At 71.3% G+C, this 26,242-nt stretch carries 31 protein-coding genes; 26 read left to right on the top strand and 5 right to left on the bottom strand.

Annotated features, from left to right (window positions below):
• Nucleotides 1-22: 22 nt before the first annotated feature.
• Nucleotides 23-382 carry a hypothetical protein gene (locus AC1DU4_RS04740; RefSeq protein WP_477837912.1) on the bottom strand — a complete coding sequence of 120 codons (360 nt, stop codon included), beginning with the start codon at nucleotides 380-382 and terminating at the stop codon, nucleotides 23-25.
• 105 nt (nucleotides 383-487) lie between these two features.
• Nucleotides 488-1,273, bottom strand: coding sequence for a DUF3109 family protein (locus AC1DU4_RS04735; protein ID WP_477837953.1), 786 nt, complete (start codon nucleotides 1,271-1,273; stop codon nucleotides 488-490).
• A 66-nt stretch (nucleotides 1,274-1,339) separates the two neighbouring features.
• Between AC1DU4_RS04735 and AC1DU4_RS04730 the strand changes: the two genes are divergently transcribed.
• The 3 genes from AC1DU4_RS04730 to AC1DU4_RS04720 are packed head-to-tail and all read left to right on the top strand — an operon-like array spanning nucleotide 1,340 to nucleotide 4,546.
• Nucleotides 1,340-2,290 (top strand): Ppx/GppA family phosphatase, encoded by a 951-nt coding sequence (locus AC1DU4_RS04730; RefSeq protein ID WP_477837911.1) that lies wholly within the window; start codon nucleotides 1,340-1,342, stop codon nucleotides 2,288-2,290.
• Nucleotides 2,287-3,654: a hypothetical protein gene (locus AC1DU4_RS04725; RefSeq protein WP_477837910.1), complete on the top strand. Its 1,368-nt coding sequence runs from the start codon at nucleotides 2,287-2,289 to the stop codon at nucleotides 3,652-3,654. Before AC1DU4_RS04730 ends, AC1DU4_RS04725 begins: the two co-directional genes overlap by 4 nt.
• Before the next feature lie 10 nt (nucleotides 3,655-3,664).
• The gene (locus tag AC1DU4_RS04720) at nucleotides 3,665-4,546 is read left to right on the top strand and encodes a sugar phosphate isomerase/epimerase family protein (protein WP_477837909.1); all 882 of its coding nucleotides are present in this window, start codon (nucleotides 3,665-3,667) and stop codon (nucleotides 4,544-4,546) included.
• Between the two features lie 43 nt (nucleotides 4,547-4,589).
• Here the strand turns inward: AC1DU4_RS04720 and AC1DU4_RS04715 are convergent, their stop codons facing one another.
• Nucleotides 4,590-5,009, bottom strand: a complete 420-nt coding sequence (locus AC1DU4_RS04715; RefSeq protein ID WP_477837908.1) for a hypothetical protein — start codon at nucleotides 5,007-5,009, stop codon at nucleotides 4,590-4,592.
• 132 nt (nucleotides 5,010-5,141) lie between these two features.
• Between AC1DU4_RS04715 and AC1DU4_RS04710 the strand changes: the two genes are divergently transcribed.
• From AC1DU4_RS04710 to AC1DU4_RS04680, 7 genes are all read left to right on the top strand, one after another.
• Complete coding sequence (locus AC1DU4_RS04710) at nucleotides 5,142-5,789, top strand: MerR family transcriptional regulator (protein ID WP_477837907.1); 648 nt, start codon at nucleotides 5,142-5,144, stop codon at nucleotides 5,787-5,789.
• Complete coding sequence (locus AC1DU4_RS04705; protein WP_477837906.1) at nucleotides 5,786-6,646, top strand: thioesterase family protein; 861 nt, start codon at nucleotides 5,786-5,788, stop codon at nucleotides 6,644-6,646. The genes AC1DU4_RS04710 and AC1DU4_RS04705 overlap by 4 nt, the downstream gene beginning before the upstream one ends.
• 51 nt (nucleotides 6,647-6,697) lie before the next feature.
• The gene (proC, locus tag AC1DU4_RS04700) at nucleotides 6,698-7,534 is read left to right on the top strand and encodes a pyrroline-5-carboxylate reductase (RefSeq protein ID WP_072842617.1); all 837 of its coding nucleotides are present in this window, start codon (nucleotides 6,698-6,700) and stop codon (nucleotides 7,532-7,534) included.
• Between the two features lie 190 nt (nucleotides 7,535-7,724).
• Nucleotides 7,725-7,958 carry a helix-turn-helix domain-containing protein gene (locus AC1DU4_RS04695; protein ID WP_072842822.1) on the top strand — a complete coding sequence of 78 codons (234 nt, stop codon included), beginning with the start codon at nucleotides 7,725-7,727 and terminating at the stop codon, nucleotides 7,956-7,958.
• Nucleotides 7,959-8,144: 186 nt separating this feature from the next.
• The gene (locus AC1DU4_RS04690; RefSeq protein WP_003402602.1) at nucleotides 8,145-8,246 is read left to right on the top strand and encodes a 30S ribosomal protein bS22; all 102 of its coding nucleotides are present in this window, start codon (nucleotides 8,145-8,147) and stop codon (nucleotides 8,244-8,246) included.
• Nucleotides 8,247-8,647: 401 nt separating this feature from the next.
• On the top strand, nucleotides 8,648-9,679 hold the full coding sequence (locus tag AC1DU4_RS04685; RefSeq protein ID WP_477837905.1) for an NAD-dependent epimerase/dehydratase family protein: 1,032 nt from the start codon (nucleotides 8,648-8,650) through the stop codon (nucleotides 9,677-9,679).
• Nucleotides 9,676-10,719 (top strand): lysophospholipid acyltransferase family protein, encoded by a 1,044-nt coding sequence (locus AC1DU4_RS04680; RefSeq protein ID WP_477837904.1) that lies wholly within the window; start codon nucleotides 9,676-9,678, stop codon nucleotides 10,717-10,719. Before AC1DU4_RS04685 ends, AC1DU4_RS04680 begins: the two co-directional genes overlap by 4 nt.
• A 60-nt stretch (nucleotides 10,720-10,779) precedes the next feature.
• Here the strand turns inward: AC1DU4_RS04680 and AC1DU4_RS04675 are convergent, their stop codons facing one another.
• On the bottom strand, nucleotides 10,780-11,781 hold the full coding sequence (locus AC1DU4_RS04675; RefSeq protein WP_477837903.1) for an HAD family hydrolase: 1,002 nt from the start codon (nucleotides 11,779-11,781) through the stop codon (nucleotides 10,780-10,782).
• Between the two features lie 149 nt (nucleotides 11,782-11,930).
• On the opposite strand from AC1DU4_RS04675, the gene AC1DU4_RS04670 reads away from it, so the two are divergent.
• The 15 genes from AC1DU4_RS04670 (at nucleotide 11,931) to thrS (ending at nucleotide 22,659) form a co-directional block, all read left to right on the top strand.
• On the top strand, nucleotides 11,931-12,191 hold the full coding sequence (locus AC1DU4_RS04670) for a glutaredoxin family protein (RefSeq protein WP_072842621.1): 261 nt from the start codon (nucleotides 11,931-11,933) through the stop codon (nucleotides 12,189-12,191).
• A 168-nt stretch (nucleotides 12,192-12,359) separates the two neighbouring features.
• Entirely contained in the window at nucleotides 12,360-13,166 is an 807-nt protein-coding gene (locus AC1DU4_RS04665) for a redox-sensing transcriptional repressor Rex (RefSeq protein ID WP_477837902.1), read from the top strand.
• On the top strand, nucleotides 13,163-14,566 hold the full coding sequence (locus tag AC1DU4_RS04660; protein WP_072842623.1) for a glutamyl-tRNA reductase: 1,404 nt from the start codon (nucleotides 13,163-13,165) through the stop codon (nucleotides 14,564-14,566). The genes AC1DU4_RS04665 and AC1DU4_RS04660 overlap by 4 nt, the downstream gene beginning before the upstream one ends.
• Complete coding sequence (hemC, locus tag AC1DU4_RS04655) at nucleotides 14,563-15,534, top strand: hydroxymethylbilane synthase (RefSeq protein ID WP_072842624.1); 972 nt, start codon at nucleotides 14,563-14,565, stop codon at nucleotides 15,532-15,534. Before AC1DU4_RS04660 ends, hemC begins: the two co-directional genes overlap by 4 nt.
• Before the next feature lie 114 nt (nucleotides 15,535-15,648).
• Entirely contained in the window at nucleotides 15,649-17,220 is a 1,572-nt protein-coding gene (locus AC1DU4_RS04650; RefSeq protein WP_072842625.1) for a bifunctional uroporphyrinogen-III C-methyltransferase/uroporphyrinogen-III synthase, read from the top strand.
• Between the two features lie 76 nt (nucleotides 17,221-17,296).
• Nucleotides 17,297-18,271: a porphobilinogen synthase gene (gene hemB, locus AC1DU4_RS04645; protein WP_477837952.1), complete on the top strand. Its 975-nt coding sequence runs from the start codon at nucleotides 17,297-17,299 to the stop codon at nucleotides 18,269-18,271.
• Nucleotides 18,268-18,906, top strand: a complete 639-nt coding sequence (locus AC1DU4_RS04640; RefSeq protein WP_477837901.1) for a hypothetical protein — start codon at nucleotides 18,268-18,270, stop codon at nucleotides 18,904-18,906. The genes hemB and AC1DU4_RS04640 overlap by 4 nt, the downstream gene beginning before the upstream one ends.
• On the top strand, nucleotides 18,903-19,334 hold the full coding sequence (locus tag AC1DU4_RS04635) for a hypothetical protein (RefSeq protein WP_477837900.1): 432 nt from the start codon (nucleotides 18,903-18,905) through the stop codon (nucleotides 19,332-19,334). Before AC1DU4_RS04640 ends, AC1DU4_RS04635 begins: the two co-directional genes overlap by 4 nt.
• Nucleotides 19,327-19,812, top strand: coding sequence for a hypothetical protein (locus AC1DU4_RS04630; RefSeq protein ID WP_477837899.1), 486 nt, complete (start codon nucleotides 19,327-19,329; stop codon nucleotides 19,810-19,812). Before AC1DU4_RS04635 ends, AC1DU4_RS04630 begins: the two co-directional genes overlap by 8 nt.
• Entirely contained in the window at nucleotides 19,809-20,036 is a 228-nt protein-coding gene (locus AC1DU4_RS04625) for a hypothetical protein (protein ID WP_477837898.1), read from the top strand. The genes AC1DU4_RS04630 and AC1DU4_RS04625 overlap by 4 nt, the downstream gene beginning before the upstream one ends.
• Nucleotides 20,037-20,068: 32 nt before the next feature.
• Nucleotides 20,069-20,350 (top strand): metal-sensitive transcriptional regulator, encoded by a 282-nt coding sequence (locus AC1DU4_RS04620; protein WP_072842629.1) that lies wholly within the window; start codon nucleotides 20,069-20,071, stop codon nucleotides 20,348-20,350.
• Nucleotides 20,351-20,363: 13 nt separating this feature from the next.
• The gene (locus AC1DU4_RS04615; RefSeq protein ID WP_477837897.1) at nucleotides 20,364-20,567 is read left to right on the top strand and encodes a heavy-metal-associated domain-containing protein; all 204 of its coding nucleotides are present in this window, start codon (nucleotides 20,364-20,366) and stop codon (nucleotides 20,565-20,567) included.
• Nucleotides 20,568-20,613: 46 nt separating this feature from the next.
• Nucleotides 20,614-20,868 (top strand): hypothetical protein, encoded by a 255-nt coding sequence (locus AC1DU4_RS04610; protein WP_477837896.1) that lies wholly within the window; start codon nucleotides 20,614-20,616, stop codon nucleotides 20,866-20,868.
• Nucleotides 20,865-21,224 (top strand): DUF4180 domain-containing protein, encoded by a 360-nt coding sequence (locus AC1DU4_RS04605; RefSeq protein WP_477837895.1) that lies wholly within the window; start codon nucleotides 20,865-20,867, stop codon nucleotides 21,222-21,224. Before AC1DU4_RS04610 ends, AC1DU4_RS04605 begins: the two co-directional genes overlap by 4 nt.
• A gap of 211 nt (nucleotides 21,225-21,435) precedes the next feature.
• Nucleotides 21,436-22,659 (top strand): threonine--tRNA ligase, encoded by a 1,224-nt coding sequence (gene thrS / locus AC1DU4_RS04600; RefSeq protein ID WP_477837894.1) that lies wholly within the window; start codon nucleotides 21,436-21,438, stop codon nucleotides 22,657-22,659.
• Between the two features lie 28 nt (nucleotides 22,660-22,687).
• Here thrS and AC1DU4_RS04595 read toward each other — a convergent pair whose 3' ends face one another.
• Nucleotides 22,688-24,607 carry an acyl-CoA dehydrogenase family protein gene (locus AC1DU4_RS04595; RefSeq protein WP_477837893.1) on the bottom strand — a complete coding sequence of 640 codons (1,920 nt, stop codon included), beginning with the start codon at nucleotides 24,605-24,607 and terminating at the stop codon, nucleotides 22,688-22,690.
• A 145-nt stretch (nucleotides 24,608-24,752) separates the two neighbouring features.
• Between AC1DU4_RS04595 and AC1DU4_RS04590 the strand changes: the two genes are divergently transcribed.
• Entirely contained in the window at nucleotides 24,753-26,231 is a 1,479-nt protein-coding gene (locus tag AC1DU4_RS04590) for a flavin-containing monooxygenase (protein WP_477837892.1), read from the top strand.
• Nucleotides 26,232-26,242 lie beyond the last annotated feature (11 nt).

The following is a 26,242-nucleotide window of genomic DNA, read 5'->3' as shown; positions in this document are numbered from 1 at the left end:
GCGGGCCAGGACCGGCAGGCCGTCAGCTGCTGGGGGCGTCGAACGGGTTGTAGACCCACACGGCGCGCATCGGGGCCTTCATCACCGGGACCAGGTCGTGTTGGACGCCGGCGGGGTCCGACTGCCGGCAGGCTACGCCCACATAGTGGCCGTCGCCCTTGCACTCGATGGTCCGGGTGGTGCCGAACGGGCTCAGCACGATCGCCTTGTCTGCCTTGTCGGTGAAGGCACCGGGATCCAGCGGCGCGACGAAGGTGCTGGTCTTGTCGTTGTAGGTGTTCCAGCCGTACGGGTCGTCCGGACTGACCGCGGAGGCGGCGGGCACCAGCGTCAGTGCGGCGCCTGCGGCCAGGGCCGCGACGGCGACTACGTGCTTGAACATGATGTCCCCTCACCGGGAACACCGGCGTGCCCCTCGCAGGGTGTGTCGGACGGGGACGAGGTGGGCGTTACCGGCTCGGTGCCGGCTGCGCGCGGGTCTGCCGGCTCAGCGACCGCGGGCCTCGCGGGCGGCCGTCGTCGCGGGGTGCACCGCGATCAACCCGAGGCCGGCCCGGCGGCGGCAGTGCTTGGCCAGTTCCTGGTACACCTCGTCGCCGAGCAGTTCGGTCAGCTCCGGGGCGTAGGACTGCCACACCGGCTTCGCGCCCACGTGTGCGTCGGGCGAACCGGAGCAGTACCAGCTCAGGTCCTCGCCGCCCTCGCCCCAGCCGCGTCGGTCGTACTCGGTGATGGTGGTCTTGAGCACCTGCTCGCCGTTCGGCCGGTCCACCCACTCCTGGGTGCGGCGGATCGGGAGCTGCCAGCACACGTCCGGCTTCACCTCGAGCGGCTCGATGCCCTTGCGCAGCGCCATCGAGTGCAGCGCGCAGCCGATACCGCCGTCGAAGCCGGGTCGGTTGAGGAAGATGCAGGCGCCCTTGTAGCGCCGGGTCCGCACGGCCGGCTCGTCGTCGAGGTCGTCCTCTTCGACGTAGCCCTTCTTGCCCAGGCCCTTGTCGATGAACTGCCAGTCCTGCGCGGTGAGCAACTTCACTGACTTGTCGAGCTTGTCCCGGTCCTCGGCATCGGAGAGGAAGGCGCCGTGCGAGCAGCAACCGTCGTCCGGCCGGTCGGCCACCGTGCCCTGGCACGCGGGGGTGCCGAAGACGCAGGTCCAGCGGGAAAGCAGCCAGGTCAGGTCCGCGACGACGACGTGCTCCGCGTTCGACGGATCGACGAACTCGATCCACTCGCGGGGGAAGTCGAGGTCGACTTCGGGGGTCGGCACCATCTTGTCCGAGGGCGCGGTATTGCCTGCTGTCACAGTGCCCGACGGTAGACCCAGTACCGTGGTCACGTGCGTTTAGGGGTGCTCGACGTCGGAAGCAACACAGTTCACCTGCTCGTGGTGGATGCCCACAGGGGCGCCCATCCCACGCCGATGAGCTCAACCAAGTCCACGCTGCGGCTCGCGGAGAACACCGACGACCGTGGCGACATCACCGAGGCCGGTGCCGACCGCCTGGTCGCCGCGGTCGGCGACTTCGCCAGCATCGCGTCCACCTCGGGGTGCGGCGAGCTGATGGCCTTTGCCACCTCGGCGGTGCGGGACGCGAACAACTCGGAGGCCGTGCTGGCGCGGGTCCGAGAGGAGACGGGGGTGCGGCTCGAGGTGCTCTCGGGCGTCGACGAGGCCCGGCTGACCTTCCTCGCGGTGCGCCGCTGGTACGGCTGGAGCGCCGGCCGGATCATGAACTTCGACATCGGCGGTGGTTCGCTCGAGCTCACCAGCGGCGGCGACGAGGACCCGGACGTCGCCTTCTCGCTGCAGCTCGGTGCCGGCCGCCTGACCCGGGACTGGCTGTCCGCCGACCCGCCGGGCAAGCGTCGGATCGCGGTGCTGCGGGACTGGCTGGACGCGGAACTGGTGGAGCCGGCGAAGGAGCTGCGGGCCGCGGGGACGCCGGACCGCGTGGTCGGGACGTCCAAGACCTTCCGGTCGCTGGCCCGACTCACCGGCGCCGCGCCCTCCGCCGCCGGACCGCGTGTGCGTAGGACACTGACTTCGAGTGGTTTGCGGCAGCTGATCGCGTTCATCTCGCGGATGACGACCGCCGACCGCGCCGAACTGGAGGGAGTGAGCGCCGACAGGTCGCAGCAGATCGTGGCCGGCGCACTGATCGCGGAGGCGACCATGCGGGCACTGTCGGTGGACGAACTGGAGATTTGTCCGTGGGCGCTGCGCGAAGGACTGATCCTGCGCAAACTGGATACTGAGATGGGCGGCGAACTGGTGGTGGCGCGATGAGCGAGGGTTCGGAGAACACGGGCCAGATCTCCGTTGCGGAACTTCTTGCCCGCAACGGACAGCAGGTCGAGTCTCGTGGCGGTCGGCGGCGTCGTGGCGTCGCCGGTGGCATCACTGTGGCGGAACTGACCGGCGAGATCCCGGTGGTGCGGGACCGCCCGGAGCCTCCCGAACCACCGGCCCCCGCGCCGGCCCCCGAGCCGGTGGTGGTGGCCGTGCCGGAGCCGGCTCCCGCGCCGGCAGTGGTCGAGCCCGCGCCGCCGGTGGCGGTCGAGTTGCCGGCCACGCCCGAGGCGGCCCCGAAACCGGTGGCGGCCCCGAAGTCCGAGTCGGCTCTGAAGTTCGAGGCGGCGCTGAGGTCCGGCGCGGCCCCGAAAGCGGAGCCGACGGCGCCCGCGGTGCCGGCCGCGAAGCCGGAGGTGGTCGCGAAGCCGGTGGCGGCCCCGAAGTCCGAGTCGGCCCTGAAGTTCGAAGCGGCGCTGAACTCGAAGGCGGTGCCCAAGGTCGAGACGCCGGCCAAGACCGAGACGGCGGCCAGGCGCGAGGCGGCGGCCAGGCCCGAGACGGCGGCCATGCCGCTGACGGCGGCCATGCCGCAGATGCGGACGATCACGCCCGCGGCGTCCCGCGCGGCCACCCCGACGGCGCCGGCCGAGGAAGACCACACGCAGGCGATCCCGGCTCTGGACAAGGCTGTACTGGCCAAGGCTGATGCCGCGCGCAAGTCCGGCCCGGCCAAGAGCGGGGCGGCGGCAGAGAAGGCCGCGGCAGAGAAGCCGGCGGCGAAGGCGCTCGGGAACTCCGCCCGCACGGCGGGCGCGTTCACGCCGTTCGCCGGCAGCGAGCCGGCCCTGCTGTCCGGGGCCTCGCCCCAGGACGAACCGCTGCGGAAGTCCGGGGCAGGGCGCACCGCGCGCAACGAGACGCTCGACGACGCCCGGGCGCAGGTCCACACCACCGGCGAGTTCCCGCGAATCACCGACGCGGACGAGGGCCGCAGGTCACGACGCGGCAAGTCTGCCGACGACGCCGCACCGCAGGCCGAAGCGGACAGCGCAGCGGACGACTCCGGGTCCGACGACGGCGAGGCGGCCGAGGGCAGCCCGGCTCGCCAGTGGGCGGTGCTGGCCGGGCAGGCGCTGGTCGCGGTCGTCGCGGGCGGACTGCTGTTCAAGGGCTTCGAGACGCTGTGGGAGATGCTGCCCTGGGTGGCGCTGGTGCTCGCAGTGCTGGTGATCGCCGGACTGGTCGCGGTGGTCCGGATCCTGCGCCAGACCGACGACATGGTGAGCCTGCTCATCGCGGTGATCGTCGGGGTGTTCGTGACGATCGGCCCACTGGCCTTCGTACTCAGCTCGAGTTGACGGGGTAGACATGGCGACAGACGGCGGCCGGAACGGTAACAGGCAAATTCTGGTGGGGCTGTCGACCGCCTCTGCCTACCCGCAGAACACCGAGGCCGCCTTCGAGTTCGCGGCCGAGCTCGGCTACGACGGCATCGAGCTGATGGTCTGGGCGGAGTCCGTCAGCCAGGACATGAACGCGGTCAAGCGACTGGTCCGCAAGTACGCGGTCCCGGTGCAGGCCATCCACGCGCCCTGCCTGCTCATCTCGCAGCGGGTGTGGGGAGCGGACCCGGTCGCCAAGCTCGAGCGTTCGGTGCGGGCAGCGGAGGCGCTCGGCGCGCGGACCGTGGTGGTGCACCCGCCGTTCCGGTGGCAGCGGCGTTACGCGGACGGCTTCGCGGACCAGGTGCGTGACCTGGAGGAGCGCAGCGACGTGGTGGTCGCGGTGGAGAACATGTTCCCGATGCGCACGGACCGGTTCTGGGGCACCAAGACGGCCTCGGCGCAGCGTCTGGAGAAGCGCGGCGGCCCCGGTCGCGGGGTGTCCGCCTTCGCGCCGTCGTACGACCCCACCGACACCGGGCACGCCCACTACACGCTGGACCTCTCGCACACCGCGACCGCGGGCATGGACGCGCTGGAGTTGGCCGGGCGGATGGGGAGCGGCCTCAAGCACCTGCACCTCGCCGACGGTCGCGGCGCGTCAGCGGACGAACACCTCATCCCAGGGCACGGGACCCAGCCGTGCGCGCAGGTGTGCCGGCACCTGACCGAGAGCGGGTTCGACGGTCAGGTGGTGCTCGAGATCAACACCCAGAACGCGCGGACCCGCGCCGAGCGGGCGTCCATGCTGGGGCAGTCGTTGAGCTTCGCCCGCGAACACCTGGCGGTGCGGCCCGCCACCGCCTGACGCACCCTCGCGGTACCCCCGATCTCGCGTGCGGGGTATCGGCTCAACCCAGTGCGCTGACGCCGGCGACGGTTGTCGCGACGCCGGCGACGATCAGTCCCGCCACCAGCACCGCGAACCCGGCCCACACCGAGCGGATCCACGCGTTGGGGCGCTGCGGGTCCTCGCCGAGCACGGACAGGAAGAACCCCGCCGGCACCAGGATCGCGGCGGAGAGCACCAGGATCGAGCCGACGGCGGACCACGTCGCGGCCACGCCGGCGGCCTGGGTGAGCAGCGCGACCACCAGGCCGAGGGTCACCAGCACACCCGCGTGCGCGTGGCCGGCCCGGAACATCGTCTTCTGCAGGGCGTTCGCGCCCCGGCTTCCGGTGACGATGCGGAGCATGAACGTGCCGCCGAAGGCGATGCCCACGACGGTGAGAACGGTGACACCCGCGACGACGGTGAGAACGGGATCCATGACAGGGCTCCTCGATCGGTGGCAGATTGACCCGGAGTAGCAATGGATAGCTCCGGTATCTAGTATTGGATACTAGAACTGTCCAATAGGGTCGTCAACGGCCGACGATCCGACCGCCCGTCCGGAGGTTCGATGCGTGTATCCGAGCTGGTCGAGCGGTCCGGACTGCCGCTCGCGACGATCAAGTACTACCTCCGCGAGGGCGTCCTGATGCCCGGCGAGGCGACCAGCGCGACCCAGTCCCGGTACGACGAGAGGCACTTGCGCCGCCTGGCGCTGATCAAGGCGCTGGCCGGCGCCGGTCTGCCGATCCACAAGATCCGCGTCATCGTCCGGCTGACCGAGGATCCGGGAGACGACCTGTTCGAGACGCTCGGCCGGGCCGTCGCGGCGCTTCCGCCGTACCCCGACCCGGACGTCCCGGCCCCGCGAGAGAACCCCCGGGCGCAGTGGGCGCTCGAGCACCTCGGCCAGGTCTACGACCCGCGTTTCCCGGCAGTCGGGCAGCTCGACCGGGCGCTCGCGGCGGTCGAGGCGGTCGGCATCCCGATGACCGTCGAACGCCTCGACAACTACGGCCGGCACGTCCAGGCGATCGCCGAGTTCGACCTCGCGCACATGCCGGTCGGGTCCACGGAGGCCGCGGTCGAGTACGCGGTGCTCGGGACCGCGGTCTACGAACCCGTGCTCGCCGCCATGCGCCGCCTCGCCCACCAGGACATCGCGTCCCGAACCCTGACGGCCGAGCCGTCGCAACTGCTCCGAGAGGACACCCCATGAGCGCTCCCTCCATCCTCACCTCCACCCGGCCGTTCGCGGACCTGACCACGCTCACCGACCTCGGGGAGGGCAACTTCGGCGCCGTCGTCGACGCGGTCTGGACGATCGGCCCCAAGGTCCACGGCGGCTGCATGATGGCCGTGTGCGCCGCCGCCGCCCGCGACGCGATCCGTGCGTCGGGCGACGACGCCGGCGCGATGCAGCCGATCTCGGTCAGCGCCAGCTACGTCAGCGCGCCGGACCCGGGCGAGGTGCGCCTGGCCACCACCGTCCGCAAGCGCGGCCGGCAGGTCTGCCTGGTCGACGTGGACCTGTACCAGGGGGACCGGCTCGCGGTCTCGGTCGCCGTGACCCTCGGCGTCCTGGACGTCGGCGAGCCCCGGCACCAGGTTCCGCTCGCGGTGGCGGACCTGTCCGCCGAGCCGCCCGCGGACGCCGTCCACATCGTCCCGGACCACCCGATGGGTCAGATCGTGCACGTGGCCAAGGGATGCGACCTGCGGGTGGACCCGTCCGCCGCGCGGTTCCTGGCGGGCGAGCAGGGCGACCCGGTGAACCGGATGTGGGTCCGGCCCTTCGCCGAGGACGAGGCCGATCCCGACGTCGCGCTGCTGTTCGCGCTGATGACCGGCGACCTCAGCGCCCCGGTGACGATGAACCGGGGCATGTTCGGCTGGGCGCCGACCGTCCAGCTCACCACCTACCTGCGCCGGCGCCCGGCACCCGGATGGCTGCGGGTGATGGCCAGCGCTACCGTCCTCGGCGATACCTGGTTCGAGGAGGACCACGTGGTGCTCGACCAGACCGGGCAGACCGTCGTTCAGAGCCGTCAGCTCGCGATGATCCCGAAGGGCTGACGGGCGGACCTGCGTGGCCACACCCGTGGGTGGGCTGGCAGGCTGGCGGGCATGACGAGAATTGCAGTGATCGGTGGCGGCCGGATCGGCGAGGCGCTGATCTCGGGGCTGTTGAAGGCCGGGCGCGCGGCTCGGGACCTGGTTGTCGCGGAGTCGTTCCCGGCCCGCGCAGCCGAGCTGGCGGAGCAGTACGCGATCCGGGTGACGACCGTCGCGGACGCGGCCGAGGGCGCCGACGTGGTGGTCATCGCGGTCAAGCCGGGCGACGTCGACCCGGTGGTCGCGCAGCTGGCGGCMGGTGACCTCGACGGCGAGCGCGAGCAGCTCATCGTGACGCTGGCCGCCGGCCTGCCGACCTGGCGGTACGAGAACAAGCTGCCCGCCGGCGTCCCGGTGGTCCGGGTGATGCCGAATACCCCCATGTTGGTGGGCGAGGGTGTCAGTGCGATCGCCGCGGGCCGCTTCGCCAAGGCCGAGCACCTGGAGACAGTGCGGGAGCTGCTCGGGTCCGTGGGCAAGGTGGTCACCGTGTCGGAGGCGCAGATCGACGCCGTCACCGCGGTCTCGGGTTCCGGCCCGGCCTACTTCTTCCTGGTCGCGGAGGCGATGGTCGACGCGGGCGTGAGCCTCGGGCTCACCCGGGCGACGGCGTCCGAGCTCGTGGTGCAGACGATGGTGGGCTCGGCGGCCATGCTGGCGGAGTCCGGGGAGTCGGCGACCGAGCTGCGCGCGGCGGTCACCTCGCCCGGCGGCACCACCGCCGCCGCGGTGCGTGAACTCGAGCGGGGTGGGCTGCGTACGGCGTTCTACGACGCGCTCACGGCCGCGAAGGTGAAGTCGGCGGCCCTGGGTGCCCCGACGGAGAAGGCGGGCGTGTCGGCCGAATAGGGCCGCGGCCTCCCSTGGCTCGCCGCGACGCGGGAGGCCGGCCGGTGTCGAATCCGGAATTCACAGCCGTTTTCGCTCACACCCGTCGCATCAACACCATCTGTCCCGGTAAACTGCGGTTAGCACGTGCGTGTCTGTACCGCCGGAGGGGAAGCCGGCGGCGCGACATGTGCCGGAGGTATACAAGTTAATGGTGTCTACAAGTAAGTCGAAGGGATCGGCCGGAGACGGTCAGCCCGTCCTCGGTGGCACGCAGTTCCTCACGGTCGCCGAGGTGGCGACCCTGATGCGGGTTTCCAAGATGACGGTGTATAGGTTGGTGCACAGCGGCGAACTGCCTGCGGTTCGGGTCGGTCGCTCGTTTCGGGTACATGCGAAGGCAGTGCACGACTACCTGCAGACGTCGTATTTCGACGCGGGCTGAAGTCTCGTAAGCCACGCTCGGTTTCGGCGGAGCAGGGCGACACCGGTACGATGACTAATCGTCGTGCCAGCCGGTGTCGTCAGGCGCTGGGCTAGTGGATGGTGGCTACAGCGCCAGATTCGTAACGCACGCGTACGTAACCGGCGTGCGCAGGAACGCTAGAGAAGAACGTGAGGGACACCCGCCATGGGTTCAGTTATCAAGAAGCGACGCAAGCGCATGTCGAAGAAGAAGCACCGCAAGCTGCTTCGTAGGACGCGGGTGCAGCGTAGGAAGCTCGGTAAGTAGTTCGCCGAGCTGCAGGCACGCCGATCCGGCGTGTGGGCCGAGTGCCCAATCGATGCCCGTCACCGTAAGGTGGCGGGCATCGCTGCGTTCGGGGTGCCGCGTTTCTGGGGTACCGCGTTTCGGCGGTGCCCGGCCGCCGTGTGACGGGTCTCGGGGTGGGTCCGCCGGAATCGTCGTATTCGTCTCGATCGATTCCGGCCGGCCCGTGAATTGATGCGTCTTCGTCAGTAAAACGGCAGGTGGATGGCGTGTTTCAGTAGCGTTAATCTTTCTCGGACCCGGCGTCGTCGGGGTTAGGCTCGCAGGGGAGCGGGTCGTGGCGTCAGCCACAGTTGGTCGATCACGAACGGGGTGTGGGAGTGGTGGCAGTTGGCGATCGAGGGGTGCAGCCCCCCGGGGTAGTGCTGGTGACAGGGGCGAGCAGGTTCTTCGGCGGCTACCTGGTGACCAGGCTCGCGCAGGATCCGAGCATCGAACGAGTCATCGCGGTCGACGCCGTCTCCCCGAGCAAGGACATGCTCCGCCGGATGGGGCGCGCCGAGTTCGTCCGTGCGGACATTCGCAACCCGCTCATCGGCAAGGTGATCCGCGGCGCCAAGGTCGACACCGTCGTCCACGCGGCGACCATCGACAAGGCGCCCAAGTCCGGCAACCGGACCGCGATGAAGGACATGAACGTCCTCGGCGCCATGCAGCTGTTCGCGGTGTGCCAGAAGTCCCCGGACGTCCGCAAGGTGGTGGTGCGGTCCTCGAGCGCGGTCTACGGCTGCAGCGCGAAGGACCCCGCGAGGTTCACCGAGGAGATGAGCGCCCGGACGCCGCCGCGGGGTGCCTTCGCCCAGGACACCATCGAGATCGAGGGGTACGCGCGCGGGCTGGGCCGGCGGCGCCCGGAGATCGCGGTGTCACTGTTGCGGATGGCGCCGCTGGTGGGCCCGCGACTGCACGGCGCGGTCTCGCAGTTCCTGAACTCGCCGGTCGTCCCGATCATCATGGGGCGCGACGCCCGGATGCAGTTGCTGCACGAGGAGGATGCGCTGGCGGCCCTGGAACGGGCCACGGTGGCCGGGCCGGCCGGCACCTTCAACGTAGCCGCCGACGGCGTGGTGATGCTCTCCCAGGCGATCCGCCGCGCGGGCGGCGTCGCGGTCCCGGTGCCGTACCCGCTGTTCCGGACCCTCGGCCGCGCGATGATGGGATCGGTGATGCGGGACTTCACCAACGAGCAGCTGGACTACTACCACTTCGGCTGCGGCCTCGACACCCACCGGATGCGCGCGGAGCTGGGATTCGAGCCGCGCTGGACGTCGCTGCAGGCGATGGACGACACGATCCGGGGCGCGGGCTTCAGTCCCGTCATCAGCAGGGAATGGCTGCGCTCGGTGGAATCCGGCGTGGGCCGGCTGGTTGGGGCTACGGGGGCGACGCGATGAGTGACGCGGCGAACGAGGCGAACGAGGTGGCGAAGGTCATCCCGCTGCACAGCGACTCCGGGCCGCGTCGGGTGCGTGCCCGGCACGGCGGCGGACCGGTCACCCCCTCCGAGCCGACCGAACTGTTCACGGTTCCGCCGGCGTCGGCCGACACGGATGCACCGGGGCTGGCCGGCGCGCTGCTCGACTCCGCGCGGGGGATGGTCGCGGACCAGGTGGTGGCGACGGCCGAGTTCATCCGCCGCCGCCTCACCGGCGACTACCAGGTCGACGAGTTCGGTTTCGACCCGCACTTCACGGAGAACGTGTGGCTGCCGCTGCTGCGCCCACTGTTCGACTCGTGGTTCCGGGTGGAGGTCCGCGGCATCGAGAACGTGCCCGCCGAGGGTGGCGCGCTGGTGGTGGCCAACCACGCGGGCGTGGTGCCGATCGACGGGTTGATGACCTCGGTGGCGATGTTCGACCACCATCCGGCGCACCGGCCGTTGCGGATGCTGGCCGCGGACATGGCCTTCGAGATGCCGGTGGTCGGCAACATCGCCCGCAAGGCGGGCCACACCCTGGCCTGCAATCCGGACGCCGAGCGATTGCTGCGCGGCGGCGAGGTGGCGGCGGTGTTCCCGGAGGGTTTCAAGGGGATCGGGAAGCCGTTCAGCGAGCGCTACAAGCTGCAGCGCTTCGGTCGGGGGGGCTTCGTCAGCGCCGCGATCCGGACCGGCGCCCCGATCATCCCCTGCTCCATCGTCGGGTCGGAGGAGATCTACCCGAAGATCGGCGACATCAAGTCGCTGGCCCGGCTGCTGGGGATGCCGTACTTCCCGGTGACGCCGTTCTTCCCGCACCTCGGCCCGCTCGGGCTGATCCCGTTGCCGTCGAAGTGGTACATCGAGTTCGGTGAGCCGATCGTCACGGACTCCTACGACACGGTCGCCGCGGAGGACCCGATGGTGCTCTTCGAGGTCACCGACCACGTCCGCGAGAACATCCAGCAGACGCTTTACCGGTTGCTCGCCAAGCGTCGCAACGTGTTCATGGGCTGACTCGGCCACGCCGCCCGTGGCGACCCCGCCCTGCGGGGGAGGGATCGCCACGGGTGCAGGTCAGTGCTTGCGACGACCGATCACCGAGGCCAGGGCGCCGCCGAGCGCACCGAGTGCCAGCGCGGTCGGCACGCCGACCTTCGCGGCCTTGCGTCCGGTGCGGTAGTCCCGGATCTCCCAGCCGCGGGTCTTGGCGACTTCCTTGAGATCGGTGTCGGGATTGATGGCGACCGCGGTGCCGACCAGCGAGAGCATCGGCACGTCGTTGTGACTGTCCGAGTAGGCCGTGCACCGCTTGAGGTTCAGGCCCTCGCGCACGGCCAGGGTGCGCACGGCGTGCGCCTTGCCGGGTCCGTGCAGGATGTCGCCGACCAGGCGGCCGGTGAACTTGCCCTGCTCGCTCTCGACGACGGTGCCCAGCGCGCCGGTCAGGCCGAGTCGCTTCGCGATCACCTGCGCCAACTCGACCGGGGTGGCGGTGACCAGCCAGACCTGCTGCCCGGCGTCGAGGTGCATCTGGGCCAGCGCCCGGGTGCCCGGCCAGATCTTGTCGGCGATCAGTTCGTCGTAGATGTCCTCGCCGAGCCGGGTGAACTCCGCGGTCTCGCGTCCGGCGATGAAGGCCAGCGCCTTCTCCTTGCCGCTCGCGACGTCGCCGCTGTTCTCCTTGCCGGTGACCCGGAACTTGACCTGCTGCCAGCCGAACCGGGCCATGTCGCCGTAGGAGATGTACTTGCGGGCGGCCAGGCCACGGGCGAAGTGGATGATCGACGCGCCCTGGACCATGGTGTTGTCGACGTCGAAGAATGCGGCGGCGGTCAGGTCCAGCGGCACCGCGGGCGCGGTGTCCGGGGTCCCGGCGCCCGCCTCGGCGGCGACGGCCTCGGTCTCGGCGGCGTGCAGCGCGATCGCGGCGTCCGCGCTCGCCTCGCCGGCCCGGTTGGCCCGTAGTTGTGCGTCGCTGGGACCGAGCGGAAGCCTGCCGCGCTTGCGGAACGGCACCGCTCCGCCGAGCCAGCCGGTGCTCACCCCCGATCCCGTCGGCCGTGATAGCCCAGGCACTCGCACCTCCTGTGATCGCCGATTCTGCGGTAACCCTATCCCCAGCACCGAGGGTGCACCGGGCGGAACGCACCGGCAACCGACGGCTGTGATATCCGTCTCCGCAGATCGGTGCAGGAGGTGCCCGCGGCCGGTGGCACAGTGGACGCATGACCGCCGTGGCACACACCATCACCCTGCTCACCCGGGCCGGTTGCGGCTCCTGCGAGACCGCGCGGGAGCAACTGCTGCCGTTGTGTGAGGAATTCGGCATTGTCCTCGAATCCGTCGACGTCGACGAGGCGGCCGCGACGGATCCCGAGCTGCGGGCGGAGTACGGGGATCGGCTGCCGGTGGTGCTGCTCGACGATCGGGAGCACAGCTACTGGGAGGTCGACGAGGTCAGGCTCCGCTCGGATTTGACAATCTGAGGCCGACCTGCGAACCCCGGTGGGCGGTCGCTGCGCAGGTCGCAGCGGGTGTTGCCGGGATCCGGCGACTTTGTGCAGAGCTTCACAAGCAGTTACCGTGGTGTCACCAGTCCCCCCGGATCAACCTGATGACCGGCCGTGTGCATGGTCGGACGAGGAGCCATCGAAGTGACCGAACAGCACCAGCCGCATGGGTTCGCTGCCCGTGGTGTCGCGGGAGCTGAGGGGGGCGCTCGACTCGGTGCCGACAGGGCGGGCCGGCCGGCCGACGCGGCACGCTCGGACGCCACCGTGCGCGACCTGCCGCAGGCCACCGTCACCAGGCTCGCGACCTACCTCCGGGTGCTCGGCCAGATGGCCGACGACGGCACGCTGATCGTCTCCAGCGAAGAACTCTCGACGGCCGCGGGCGTCGGTTCGGCGAAGCTGCGCAAGGACCTTTCCTTCCTGGGCCCCAACGGGGTCCGCGGAGTCGGCTACGACGTGTCCCGGCTGCGCGCCCGCATCGAGGAGGCCCTCGGGCTCGACCGCGGCCACCGGGTGGTGCTCGTCGGCGTCGGCAGCCTCGGTCAGGCGCTGGCCCGGTACGGCGGATTCGGACGCCGCGGTTTCACGATGGCGGGCCTGTTCGACCGGGATCCGGAGCGGATCGGCAGTACCGTCGACGGACTCGTCGTGCGCGACGTCGCCGAACTGGAGTCGGCGTGCCGCGCCCTCGGCGCGACGATCGGGGTCATCGCGACCCCGGACGACTCGGCCCAGGAGGTGTGCGACCAGCTGGTGAAGGCCGGTCTGCGATGCATCCTCAGCTTCGCCTCGTCGCCGCTGGAGGTGCCCCGACACGTCGAGATCCGTCGGGTGGACCTGGCCGTCGAGATGCAGGTTCTCTCGTTCCACAGCGCCCGCAACGCCGAGACGGACCCGGACGCGACAAGCTCGACTTCGACAACGAATGGATCGGTGGCTGCTCCGTGAGTGTTCTCCTGGTCGGGATTTCGCATAGAAGCGCTCCCGTGTCCGTCCTCGAGCGGGTCGCGATCGGCGACACGGATCGGCCCAAGCTGATCGACAAGATGCTCGAGTCGTCGCACGTCTCCGAGGTGATGATCGTCTCGACCTGCAACCGGGTCGAGGTCTACGCGGTGGTCGACGCGTTCCACGGAGCCCTCGGCGCCGTCGGCGAACTGCTGGCCGAGCACGCCGGACTGGACCTGACGGACCTGACCAAGCACGCCTACGTCCGCTACAGCGAGGCCGCGGCCGAGCACCTGTTCGCGGTCGCGAGCGGCCTGGACTCGATGGTGATCGGCGAGCAGCAGATCCTCGGCCAGATCCGCACGGCCTACGCCACTTCCGACGGCCAGCAGGCCGCGGGCCGCACGCTGCACGAACTGGCCCAGCAGGCGCTGCGCGTCGGCAAGCGGGTGCACTCCGAGACCGGTATCGACCGGGCAGGCGCGTCGGTGGTGTCGGTGGCGCTGGACCGGGCCGCCGAGCTGCTCGGCGGCGCGCTGACCGGCCGGACCGCGGTCGTGCTCGGCGCGGGCGCGATGGGCGGGCTGTCCGTCGCGCACCTGACCCGGGCCGGCATCGGACGCATCCTCGTGGTCAACCGCACCCGCGACCGCGCCGAGCGCCTCGCCGAGACCGCCCGCGGAAACGGCATCGAGGCGGAGACGGTGGAGCTGAGCGAGCTGCCGTCGGCGATGGCGCAGTCGGACGTGCTGGTGACCTGTACCGGCGCGGTCGGCGCCGTGGTGACCCTCGCGGACACCCACCGCGCGCTGGCCCAGCTCGGCCGCGAGGCGGACCGCCCGCTGGTGATCTGCGACCTCGGCCTGCCGCGCGACGTGGAGTCACCCGTCGCCGGGCTGCCGGGCGTCACCGTGTTCGACATGGAGTCGCTGCAGCGGGACCCGGCGGCCGGGGCCGCGGCCTCCGACGCCGACGCCGCACGCGAGATCGTCGCGGGCGAGCTCGCCACCTACCTGGCCGGTCAGCGGCTCGCGGAGGTCACCCCGACGGTGACGGCGCTGCGTCAGCGCGCGGCCGACGTCGTCGAGGCGGAGCTGCTCCGGCTCGAGTCCCGGCTGCCGGGCCTCGACGACCCGCAGCGCGACGAGGTCGCGCGCACCGTGCGGCGCGTCGTGGACAAGCTGCTGCACGCCCCGACGGTGCGGGTCAAGCAGCTCGCCGCCGCGCCCGGCGGAGACCAGTACGCGGCCGCGCTGCGGGAGCTGTTCGAGCTGGCGCCGGGTTCGGCGGAGGCCGTGGCCGCGCCGATGGAGATCCGGGCCGTCGAGCTCGCGGACGATTTCACCGCCGGCCACGAGGCCGACAGTGCAGAGATTTGGCGTAAGGGGATGCAGGCATGACCGCGACCGCCCAGCCGGCCGGCGAGACCAGGGTGCGGACCCTGCGGATCGGCACCCGCGGCAGCCTGCTCGCGACCACCCAGGCGGGCACCGTCCGGGACGCGTTGATCGCCGCCGGCCATCCCGCCGAACTGGTGATCGTCAAGACCAAGGGCGACGTCACGCCGGGTCCGGTGCAGCGCATCGGCGTCGGCGTGTTCACCGCGGAACTGCGCGAGGAGCTCGCCGCCGGTCGCGTGGATGTCGCCGTGCACTCGTACAAGGACCTGCCCACCGCGCCCGACGAGCGGCTGGTCATCGCCGCGGTGCCGGGCCGCGAGGACCCGCGCGACGCGCTGGTGGCCCGCGACGGACTGGTGCTCGGTGAGCTGCCCGCCGGCTCGAAGGTGGGGACGTCGGCCCCGCGCCGCCGGGCCCAGCTGCGCGCGCTCGGGCTGGGACTCGACATCCAGGAGTTGCGCGGCAACATCGACACCCGCATCGGCAAGGTCCAGTCCGGCGAACTCGACGCGATCGTCATCGCGCGTGCCGGGCTGTCCCGGATCGGTCGCCTCGACGTGATCACCGAGACGCTCGACCCGGTGCAGATGCTGCCGGCGCCGTCCCAGGGCGCGCTGGCCGTCGAGTGCCGGGCGGACAACCCGGAACTGATCGCGATCCTGGCCCGGCTCGACGACGCCCACGCCCGTGCGGCCGTCGTCGCCGAGCGCAGCCTGCTCGCCGAACTCGAGGCAGGCTGCACCGCGCCGGTCGGCGCGATCGCCGAGGTCGTCGAGTCCATCGACGACGACGGCCGGGTCTTCGACGAGTTGTCGGTCCGCGGCTGCGCTGCCGCACTGGACGGCTCGGACTCGATCCGGGCATCGGTGGTGGGCCCGCCCGACCGTGCCGAGGAGCTGGGCCGGGCCTTGGCCCGCGAACTGCTCGACCTCGGCGCCCGCGAGTTGATGGGTGTCGCCGATGTGTAGATCGTCGAAACCCAGGCGGGCCAGGTACCACCCCGGTCCGCAGCACCCCGTCACAGCACCTGACATCGCACGACCCCACACTGCTCGACACTTGAACGCACTGGAGAACAACCGATGAGCCGAGTCCGAAAGAACACTCCCGGACGGATCCTGTTCGTGGGCTCCGGGCCCGGCGATCCCGCGCTGCTCACCGTCCGCGCCAGGGACGTCCTGGCCAACGCGACGCTCGCGTTCACCGATCCCGACGTCGACAAGGGCGTCGCCGCGCTGGTCGGCACGGCGCTGCTGGTCAAGGGCGTCGAGGTCGACCCGGAGCACCCCCTCTCCGAGGTGCGGCCCGCCCTCGGCGAGCCCGCCGAGGTCGCGAAGACCCTGGTCGCCGAGGCCAAGAACGGCCACGACGTGGTCCGCCTGGTCTCCGGCGATCCGCTGACCACCGACTCGGTGATCGCCGAGGTCACCGCGGTGGCCCGCACCCAGGTGGTCTTCGAGGTGCTGCCCGGGCTGCCCGCCGGTTCGGCGGTGCCCAGCTACGCCGGCATGGCGCTGGGCTCCGGCCACACCGAGGCCGACGTCCGCGGCGAGGTCGACTGGGCGGCGCTGGCCGCCGCGCCCGGCCCGCTGGTGCTGCACGCCGGTGCCGCCCACCTCGCGGAGACCGCGAGCGCACTGGTCGAGCACGGCCTGGCGCCGCAGACCCCGGCCGCGATCACCGTCCGCGGCACCACCCGCCAGCAGCGCACCGTCGAGGCCACCCTCGCCACCCTGAACGAGGCGGGCTCCGAACTGGTCGGCTCGCTGATCGTCACGGTCGGCAAGGTCGTCGCGCAGCGCAACAAGATGTCCTGGTGGGAGTCGCGGGCGCTGTACGGCTGGACCGTGCTGGTGCCGCGCACCAAGGACCAGGCCGGCGAGATGAGCGAGCGGCTGGTCACCCACGGTGCCATCCCGATCGAGGTGCCGACCATCGCCGTCGAGCCGCCGCGCAGCCCCGCGCAGATGGAGCGCTCGGTCAAGGGCCTGGTGGACGGCCGCTACCAGTGGGTGGTGTTCACCTCCACCAACGCGGTCCGCGCGGTGTGGGAGAAGTTCGAGGAGTTCGGTCTGGACGCCCGCGCCTTCTCCGGCGTGAAGATCGCCTGCGTCGGCCAGGCCACCGCCGACAAGGTGCGCTCGTTCGGCATCAACCCCGAGCTGGTGCCGTCCGGTGAGCAGTCCAGCGAGGGCCTGCTGGCCGAGTTCGCCCCGTACGACGACGTTTTCGACCCGGTCAACCGGGTGCTGCTGCCGCGCGCGGACATCGCCACCGAGACCCTCGCCGAGGGCCTGCGTCAGCGCGGCTGGGAGATCGACGACGTCACGGCCTACCGGACCGTCCGGGCGGCGCCGCCGCCGGCCGAGACCCGCGAGATGATCAAGACCGGCGGGTTCGACGCGGTGTGCTTCACCTCGTCGTCCACCGTCCGGAACCTGGTCGGTATCGCGGGCAAGCCGCACGCGCGCACCCTGGTGGCGTGCATCGGGCCGAAGACCGCGGAGACCGCGATCGAGTTCGGCCTGCGGGTGGACGTGCAGCCGGAGACCGCCCAGGCGGGACCGCTGGTGGAGGCCCTCGCGGAGCATGCGGCCCGGCTGCGCGCCGAGGGTGCACTGCCGCCCCCGCGCAAGAAGTCCCGCAGGCGCTAGGCGCTGACGCGCTCGTGCGCGGTCGACGGGTCGGTGGACCCGTCAACCGCGCACGAGCCCGACGAAGGAGGGCATGATCTTTCCCGCCGAGCGGCCCCGCCGCCTGCGCAGCACCGCGGCGATGCGCCGCCTGGTTGCCGAAACCTCGCTGGAGCCACGGCATCTGGTGTTGCCGATGTTCGTCGCCGACGGCATCGACGCGCCGCGTGAGATCTCCTCGATGCCCGGCGTCTTCCAGCACACGCTGGACTCGCTGCGCGTCGCCGCCACCGAGGCGGTGGCCGCGGGCGTCGGCGGTCTGATGCTGTTCGGTGTGCCGCGGCCCGAGGACAAGGACGCGACCGGCTCCGGGGCCAGCGATCCCGACGGCATCCTCAACCGCGGTCTGCGGGCGCTGCGCACCGAACTCGGTGACGACACCGTCATCATGGCCGACACCTGCCTCGACGAGTTCACCGCGCACGGCCACTGCGGGGTCCTCACCGCGGACGGCGCCGTGGACAACGACGCGACCCTGGTCCGCTACGTCGACATGGCGCTGTCGCAGGCCGAGGCGGGCGCGCACCTGCTCGGCCCGAGCGGGATGATGGACGGCCAGATCGCGGCGATCCGTGCGGGACTCGACGCCGCGGGTCACCTCGACACCGGCATGCTCGCGTACGCGGCGAAGTACGCCTCCGCCTTCTACGGCCCGTTCCGGGAGGCCGTCGGGTCGTCGTTGAGCGGCGACCGGCGCACCTACCAGCAGGACGCCGCGAACCGCCGCGAGTCGCTTCGCGAGGTGGACCTGGACCTGGCCGAGGGCGCGGACATGGTGATGGTCAAGCCGGCCATGTCCTACCTCGACGTGCTCCGGGAGACTGCCGACCGTTCCACGGTTCCCGTTGCGGCGTACCAGATCTCGGGGGAGTACTCGATGATCACCGCGGCGGCGCAGAACGGCTGGATCGACCGGGACGCCGCCATCGACGAGTCGCTGCTGTGCATCCGCCGGGCCGGGGCGGACATCGTGCTCACCTACTGGGCCGCCGAAGTGGCGGCCCGGTTGTGACGACGCCCTCGCCGCAGGACCCGCAGCAGTCACCGCAGCCGCCGCAGGATCCGCAGCCGCAGTATCCGGCGCAGCAGCCGTATCCGCAGCAGCAGTACCCGTATCCCCAGTCGCCGCCGGTGCCGCCGAAGCCGCAGCCGCCCGTGGACGTGGTCACCGCGTTCCAGTTGCTCTGTGGCGTCGCCGGTCTCGGCGTGGTGAACCTCTTCGCGACGCTGGCGACCGCGCTGGGTGACCGGGCGAACTTCGCCGACCAGTTGGTGCGCGACGTCCGTGCCCAGGACGAGACGGTGGAGATCACCCGTTCGACCGCGGAGGGCCTGCTGCTGATCGGTTTCGGGCTGACCGCGGTGCTCGGGCTGATCCTGACCGGGGTCTACCTGCTCTTCGTGTTCAAGATGCGCGCCGGCCGAAACTGGGCGAGGATGCTCGTCACCATGATCGGTGTGATGACGGTGTTCGTCGCGATCCCGACGGTGTTCGGGCTCGGCGCGGTGGGCGGCGCGGCCGCCGTCGTCGCGGGCGGCGCCGGCATCCTGCAGGCGGTGCTGTCGGTGGGCGCGGTGGTGCTGATGCACCGGGCCGACTCCAACCGGTACTTCATGCCGGGTGTGAAGGCGCAGCAGCAACGGTGACCGACGAGCGCACCCGGCCGCGGCCGGTCACCGTGGCGTACTGGCTGTGGCTGGCCTGCTCGGCGCTGCTGGTGCTCTTCGGGTTGCTGGCCGTCACCAGTTCCGGTGCGGCGCTGCGCGATCAGCTGCTCGGAAACGGCGCGGCGCCCGGCGACCTCGACTCGCTGGTCCTGCTGCTGCGCGGCTCCGGTGCGGTCGCGCTGCTGGTGGGCCTCGCGGTCGGGCTGATGGCCGGTCCCACCCGCGCAGGCGACGGACGCTTCCGCCGGGCGCTGGTGGCGCTGTCGGCGGCGTTCACGGTCCTCGAACTCGCGCTGCTGCCCACCGGGGTGGGCCAGGCGCCGGTGCTGCTGGTGGCGGTGGTGACGCTGGCGGCGGGCATGCTGGTGTACCTGCCGTCGGCGACCGGGTGGTTCGACCGTGGTTGAGCCGGCGGTTTTCGCCGAGCCCGGCGGGAGTTGGCGGCTGGTCGCGGTCGGGCCCGTGCTGTGCCTGGTGGTCCTGATCGGCGACCTCTTCTTCGGTGCCGGGGTGCACTGGCTGGCACTGACGGTGTGCGCGGCGCTGCTCGCGGGTCTGGTCGCGCTGCAGGTGGCCGCGGCCCGGCAGCACGCGAGCGTCACGCTGACCGACACCGACCTGCGGTGCGGGACCGAGACGTTGGCGCTCGCCGAGATCGAGGAGATCCTGCCCTCGGGTGACCCGTTTGCCGCGGACCTGGAACCCTGGGAGACGGCGCGCGCGCTCGGCGAGCTGTCCGGGGTGCCCAAGCGGCGGACCGGGATCGGGCTGCGACTACGCGACGGCGGAATCGTCCGGGCCTGGGCCCGGGACGGCGACGGGTTGCGGGCGGCGCTGGAGCGTGCGGTGCCTGGCGCCGCCGCGGACGAGGGGAGCGGACGGTGACCGGACGCATGCTGCGGGTCGCGGAGGGGTTCCTGGCCGTGCTGGCGCTGGCGCTGGCGGTGTGGTGCTGGACCCGGGGGGTGAGCACCACGGAGTTCGGGCCGCTGGTCGAGGGGGCGCCCGCGTTCACGGGCACCCGCTATTCCGGGTCGTGGATCGGCGGTGCGACGGCGCTGATGATCGCCGCGGGACTGCTGGTCCTCGACGTGGTCCGCCGCCGGTAGCGGACAATACCCTTGGGGGGTACCCTGGGGGCATGAACGGTTACTCCCCCGAGAAGGACGACCTCCTCAAGCGACTGCGTCGCATCGAGGGGCAGGTCGCCGGGATCTCGCGCATGGTCGACGACGACCGGTACTGCATCGACATCCTCACCCAGGTGTCGGCGGCAACCAAGGCGCTGCAGTCGGTTTCGCTGAAGCTGATGGATGCGCACCTGGCCGGCTGCGTCGTCGAGGCCGCCAAGAAGGGTGGACCCGAGGCCGACGCCAAGGTCAAGGAGGCGTCCGACGCCATCGCCCGGCTGGTCCGGTCGTAGGGGAGGGGTGACGATGCAGAGCACGTTCGCCGTCGTCGGCATGACCTGCGGGCACTGCGTCGCCGCGGTCATCGAGGAGGTCGGCGCGATCGCCGGCGTCACCGACGTCCGGGTGGACCTGGCGTCCGGTGCGCTCGAGGTGACCGGTGACTCGCCGGTTGCACGGCAGTCGATCGCCGAGGCGGTCGAGGAGGCGGGCTACCGGCTGGCCCCCTGAGTTGGGATTTCCGGCGTTCACCGGGCAGTCGTCGGCTGGACCCGCCGTGGCGCGGCCGTGCCGCTGGGAGGCCGAGAGCGTCGTCGAGGTGGAGTCGGTGGATGCGGCGACGGCGGACCGGGTGGGCACGCTGGTGACCGCCGCGGCCGCCGGCCCGCGCGACGACGGCGAGGGCCCGCTGCGGGTCGAGTCGGTCTACGACCCGACCGGCGAGCGACTCAAGGTCATCGTGGTCGGTTCTCTCGCCGCGACCGCGCACGTGCTCGGACTGGTCGACGCGGTGCTCGGAAGCGCCGCGTGAGCGCCGCCGTGATCGCGGGGACGTCGACGTGGGTGTGCCCGCCGGAGGGGCCCGAAATCGGCTCCGAGGCCGACGCGCTCGACGTGATCGGGCAGACGTACGGCACCGACGTCGAGTGCGTCGTGCTGCCCGTGACCCGGTTGGCCGCGGACTTCTTCGACCTCCGAACCAGACTGGCGGGCGAGATGCTGCAGAAGTTCGTCAACTACCGGTTGCGGGTGGTGATCCTCGGCGACATCGACGAACACATCGGGCGCAGCGGCGCCCTCGCGGACTTCGTGCGCGAGTCGAATCGGGGCAGGCAGGTGTGGTTCCTGGCGACCAGGGCCGAGCTGGAGTCCCGGCTGGGCGGGTGAGCGCGAGCGCGGCCGGGTATTGATCAACGGAAAAGTCGGATGTACGCTGCCACCGTGATTTGCATTCAGCACCTGACGACGACGCCGGACACCTTCCGGCGCGCTGTCTAGCATCTGCTGACCGACCAAGCGAGCTCCGGGAGTCATTGTCCCGGGGCTTTTTTCGTGTTCGGGCATCGATTCCCTCTCGCGTCACGAGAGTGGGCACCCCATGACAACCGATCATCGCGTTCTGGGCCGTGAGCTCGAACTGTTCGACACCGCACCCGTCGTCGGCGCGGGCCTTCCGCTGTGGCTGCCGGACGGCGCGACCATTCGCGCCGAACTCGAGGCGCTCGCGGCGGATGAGGCGGCCCGCACCGGCTGCCGGGGCGTCTACACACCGGTACTGGCCAAGAAGGACCTCTTCGAGAGGTCCGGCCACTGGTCCAAGTTCGCCGCGGACATGTTCCCGGAGATGCGGATCGGCGGCGAGAGCTTCGTGCTGAGGCCGGCCAACTGTCCGCACCACGCGCAGGTGTTCGCCGCACGTGGACGTAGCTACCGCGACCTGCCGTTCCGGCTCTCCGAACTGGGATCGATGTTCCGCAGCGAAATGTCCGGCGTGCTGGGCGGATTGAGCAGGGTGCGCCAGATCAACCTCGACGACGCGCACGTGTTCTGCGCGCCGGAACAGGTCGGCGACGAGGTCGAACTCGCGCTCGGCGCGATCGAGCGCTGCTACCGGATCCTCGGTGTCACCGAGCGCCGTTACCGACTCTCGCTCCGCGGCGCGGCCGGGCAGTACCTCGGCACCGACGAGCAGTGGGCCCGCGCACAGGACCAGCTGCGCGGTGCGCTTGCCGCGCTCGAGCTCGACTTCGTCGAGGCGGACGGGGAGGCAGCCTTCTACGGCCCGAAGATCGACGTCCAGGTCGTGGACGGCCAGGGCCGCGAGGAGACCCTGTCGACGGTGCAACTCGACTTCAACCAACCCGAGCGCTTCCGGCTCGAGTACACCGGCGAGGACGGCGCCAGGCACCGCCCGGTCATGATCCATCGGGGCCTGCTCGGGTCCATGGAGCGGATGGTGGCGCTGCTGGTCGAGCGCTTCGAGGGCCGGATGCCGCCGTGGCTGGCGCCCAGACAGGTGGCCGTCCTGCCGGTGTCAGAGCGGCACCGTGACGAAGCGGACAAGCTGCGGGTCGAGTTGCGGGAGAACAAGATCCGCGCCGAGGTCCTCGGCGCGGGCTCGCTGGGCGCGCGCATCCGCGAGTCTCGTCGACGCCGCGACCCGTACATCGCGGTCGTCGGCGACGCGGAACTGGAGAACCGCACGGTCAGTGCCGTGGTCCCCGCGTCCGGACAGCGGGGCAGCGTCGACCGGGAGGTGTTCGTCCGGTGCGTGCTCTCCGACGTCCGGACCCGGGCGCTGCGGCCGGGCGAGCTCGGGTGAACCCCGCCCGCGCCCGGCCGGTCCACGGTCAGCCCTCGAGCATCGCCGCGCCCAGCGTGGACCCCGGCACCGCGAACCCCTCGACCAGTTCCAGCGCGTGCGGGCGCAGGGTGCGGCAGCGCTCGTTGACGCCGCGGGTGACGGCCTTGGCCCGCTCGACGGACAGGTGCCGGTGCTCCATGAACCAGGCCTTGTCCTCCTCGATCACCGTCAGGGCGTAGAGGTCGCACAGCTCGCCGAGCAGGTCCGCCGCGGCCTCGTCCGGGCACGAGTCGATGCCCGCCACGAACGCCTCGAGCACCACCCGGTCGATGTGCGCCTCGGCGGCCCGGAGCACGTGGTCCTGGACGAAGTTGAACGCGTCGAACGGGTCGTCCTCGCGCTTCTGAGCGCCCTGCAGTCGCCGGGCGGCGGTGGAGAGCAGGTACTCCTCGCGGTCGGAGAACATCCTCAGCTGGGTGCCGCGGTTGAACAGGCTGCCGTCCTCCTCGTTGTCCTGCCGGGTGTCGAGGATGGTCTGGATGATCTGTTGCGCCGCGGTGCGCTTCTTGACCACGTCGCCGACGGTGGTGGCGGCGAACCGCATCCAGTCCACCGGACCCATCCCGCGCACCTCGTCGGCGTAGGCGGTGAGCAGTTCCTTCGCCACCAGTTGCGTGAGCACGTGGTTGTCGCCCTCGAAGGTGGTGAACACGTCGGTGTCGGCCTTGAGCGCGACGAGCCGGTTCTCGGTGAGGTAGCCGGCGCCGCCGCAGGCCTCGCGGCACTCCTGGATCGTCCGGGTGGCGTGCCAGGTGTTCGCGGCCTTGAGCCCGGCGGCGCGGGCCTCGAGCTCGCGCTGTTCCTGCGGGTCCGCCTTCGGTGCGCTCTGGATCTCGTGCAGCCTGGTGACCAACTCGTTCTGCGCGAAGTGCAGGGCGTAGGACTTCGCGATCAGYGGCAGCAGCCGGCGTTGGTGTACGAGGTAGTCCATGATGAGGACCTCCTCGCTGCTCTTGGGTTTGTCGAACTGCCTGCGCTGCAACGCATACCGGGTGGCGATGGACAGGGCGACGCGGGCCGCCGCGCCGGCCGCCCCGCCGACGGTGACGCGGCCCCGCACCAGGGTGCCGACCATGGTGAAGAACCGCCGGTTCGGGTTCTCGATCGGCGAGCTGTAGCTGCCGTCCGCGGCGACGTCGCCGTACCGGTTGAGCAGGTTCGCCCGCGGTACCCGCACCCGGTCGAAGACGATCCGGCCGTTGTCGACGCCGGGCAGGCCGCCCTTGTACCCGCAGTCCGAGGTGGTGACGCCGGGCAGGTCGTCGCCCCGCTCGTCCCGGATCGGGACCAGGAAGCAGTGCACGCCCTTCGATTCCGTTTCCTCGCCGGGGCCGGCGGTGACCAGCTGCGCGAACACGGCCGCCATCCGGGCGTGCCGGGCCGCGCCACCGATGTAGTCCTTGCGGGCCGACGGGGTGGGGGAGTCGATCACGAACTCCCCGGTCGCGGCGTCGTAGGTGGCGGTGGTCTCGAGTTCCTGCACGTCGCTGCCGTGCCCGGTCTCGGTCATCGCGAAGCAGCCGAGCAGGTCCAGGTCGATCAGCGGCCGGACGTAATCCTCGTGGTGGGCGGCGGTGCCCAGGTTCTCGACGGCGCCACCGAACAGGCCCCACTGCACCCCGGCCTTGACCATCAGCGACAGGTCCGACATCGCGAGCATCTCGATGCTTGTGACCGCCGCGCCAACGTCGCCGGTGCCGCCGTGCTCGACGCTGAAACCGTTGGCAGCGTAGCCGGATTCGGCGAGAACCTGCATCTGCTCGAGCGTCTTGGCTCGGGCGGCGTCGAGGTCCGGCGTGAAGTGCGGCGCGAACTCGGGGCGGGTGAGGTCCACCCGGACCTTCTCCCGCACCTCCCGCCACCGGCCGTCGAGGGTGGTCCGCAGGTGATCCGCTGTGGTTGCCATGCCCCGACGGTAGCGACCTCGCGGTGCGCCTGCCGGGTACGGCGCGGTCGCCCGGTCGGCCGTCACCTCTGCGAACAGGGCGATTTGCGTTAAACGGTAACCAACTTGAACACTGTTCAAGTTGGTGGGTGAGAGGTGGAGTTCGATGACACAGGCAGACGAGGCAGCGCTCGGCGCGGAGACGGTCCGGCGCACCCGGGTGCTGGTCATCGGCGCGGGATTCGCCGGGCTCGGCATGGCGGTGGGCCTGGCCCGGGCCGGTGAGGGCGAGTTCGTGGTGCTCGAGAAGGCCGACGAGGTCGGTGGCACCTGGCGGGAGAACACCTATCCGGGCTGCGAGTGCGACGTGCCGTCGGTCCTGTACTCGTACTCGTTCGCACCGCACCGTCGCCGCGGCGGCGACCGGGCCTCACAGCCCGAGATCCTGGACTACCTCCGGCGGGTGAGCGACGAGTACGGCGTCCGCGCGAAGATCGAATTCGGTGCCGAGGTCGGCGGCGGACGATGGGACGAGGCCGCCCGGCGTTGGCACGTCCGGACCGTGGACGGCCGCGAGTACGTCGCGCAGTTCCTGGTCGTCGGGACGGGCGCCCTGCACCAGCCCGCGCTGCCCCGGATCCCCGGCGCCGGGACCTTCGGCGGACCTTCCTTCCACTCGGCGCAGTGGGACCACACCGTCGACCTCACCGGCAAGACGGTGGCGGTGATCGGCACCGGTGCGAGCGCGGTCCAGCTGGTGCCCGAGCTCGCCGCTCGCGCCGGCGCGCTGCAGCTCTACCAGCGCACGCCGCCGTGGGTGCTGCCGCGACGCAGGTCCCGCCTGTCAGCCGCGCGGGTGCCTGCGACCGGGCGGATCGCCCGAGCGCTGACCTACTGGAACGCGGAGCTGCTGGCGCTCGGGCTCAACGGACCGCCCGCGCTGACCCGGCCTCTCGAACGTCGGGCACGGGGGCACCTGCGCCGTCAGGTCCCGGACCCCGAACTCCGGCGGGCGCTGACGCCGGACTACCGCATCGGCTGCAAACGGATCCTCCGGTCCGACGACTACTACCCGGCCCTGAGCCGGCCGGGCACGGAGGTGGTCACCGACCCGATCGTCGAGATCCGCCCGGACGCCGTCGTGACCGCCGACGGGACGGTGCGCCCGGTGGACGTGATCGTCTACGCCACCGGATTCCGGGTGGCGGGCCCGCTGGCCCGGCTGCCGCTCGCCGGGCGGGGCGGCGTCACCCTGCAGGAGCTGTGGTGGCGGGACGGGATCGCGACGCACCTCGGCATCACGGTCTCGGGCCTGCCCAACGCGTTCCTGCTCACCGGGCCGAACACCGGCCTGGGGCACAGCTCCCTGGTGTTCATGATCGAGTCGCAGGTCCGGCACGTGCTCGCGGCGATGGCCCTGGTGGATCGGGACGGGGCGGGTGCGGTCGACGTCCGCGCGGACGCGCAGGCCGACTACCACGCCGACCTGCACGACCGGCTCGCGTCCGCCGTCTGGAGTACCGGTGGATGCGCGAGTTGGTACGTCACAGCGGACGGCACCAATCACTCACTGTGGCCGGGCTTCTCGTGGCGGTACCGGCTGCGTACGCGCAGGGTGCGGCGGCGCGACCACGAGTTGTTCTGACGGTTGCCGCG

This window comes from Rhodococcus sp. P4_F5 (assembly GCF_056401315.1).
The sequence above is the reverse complement of the archived record's forward strand: the minus strand, read 5'-3'. Positions and strand labels throughout refer to the sequence as shown.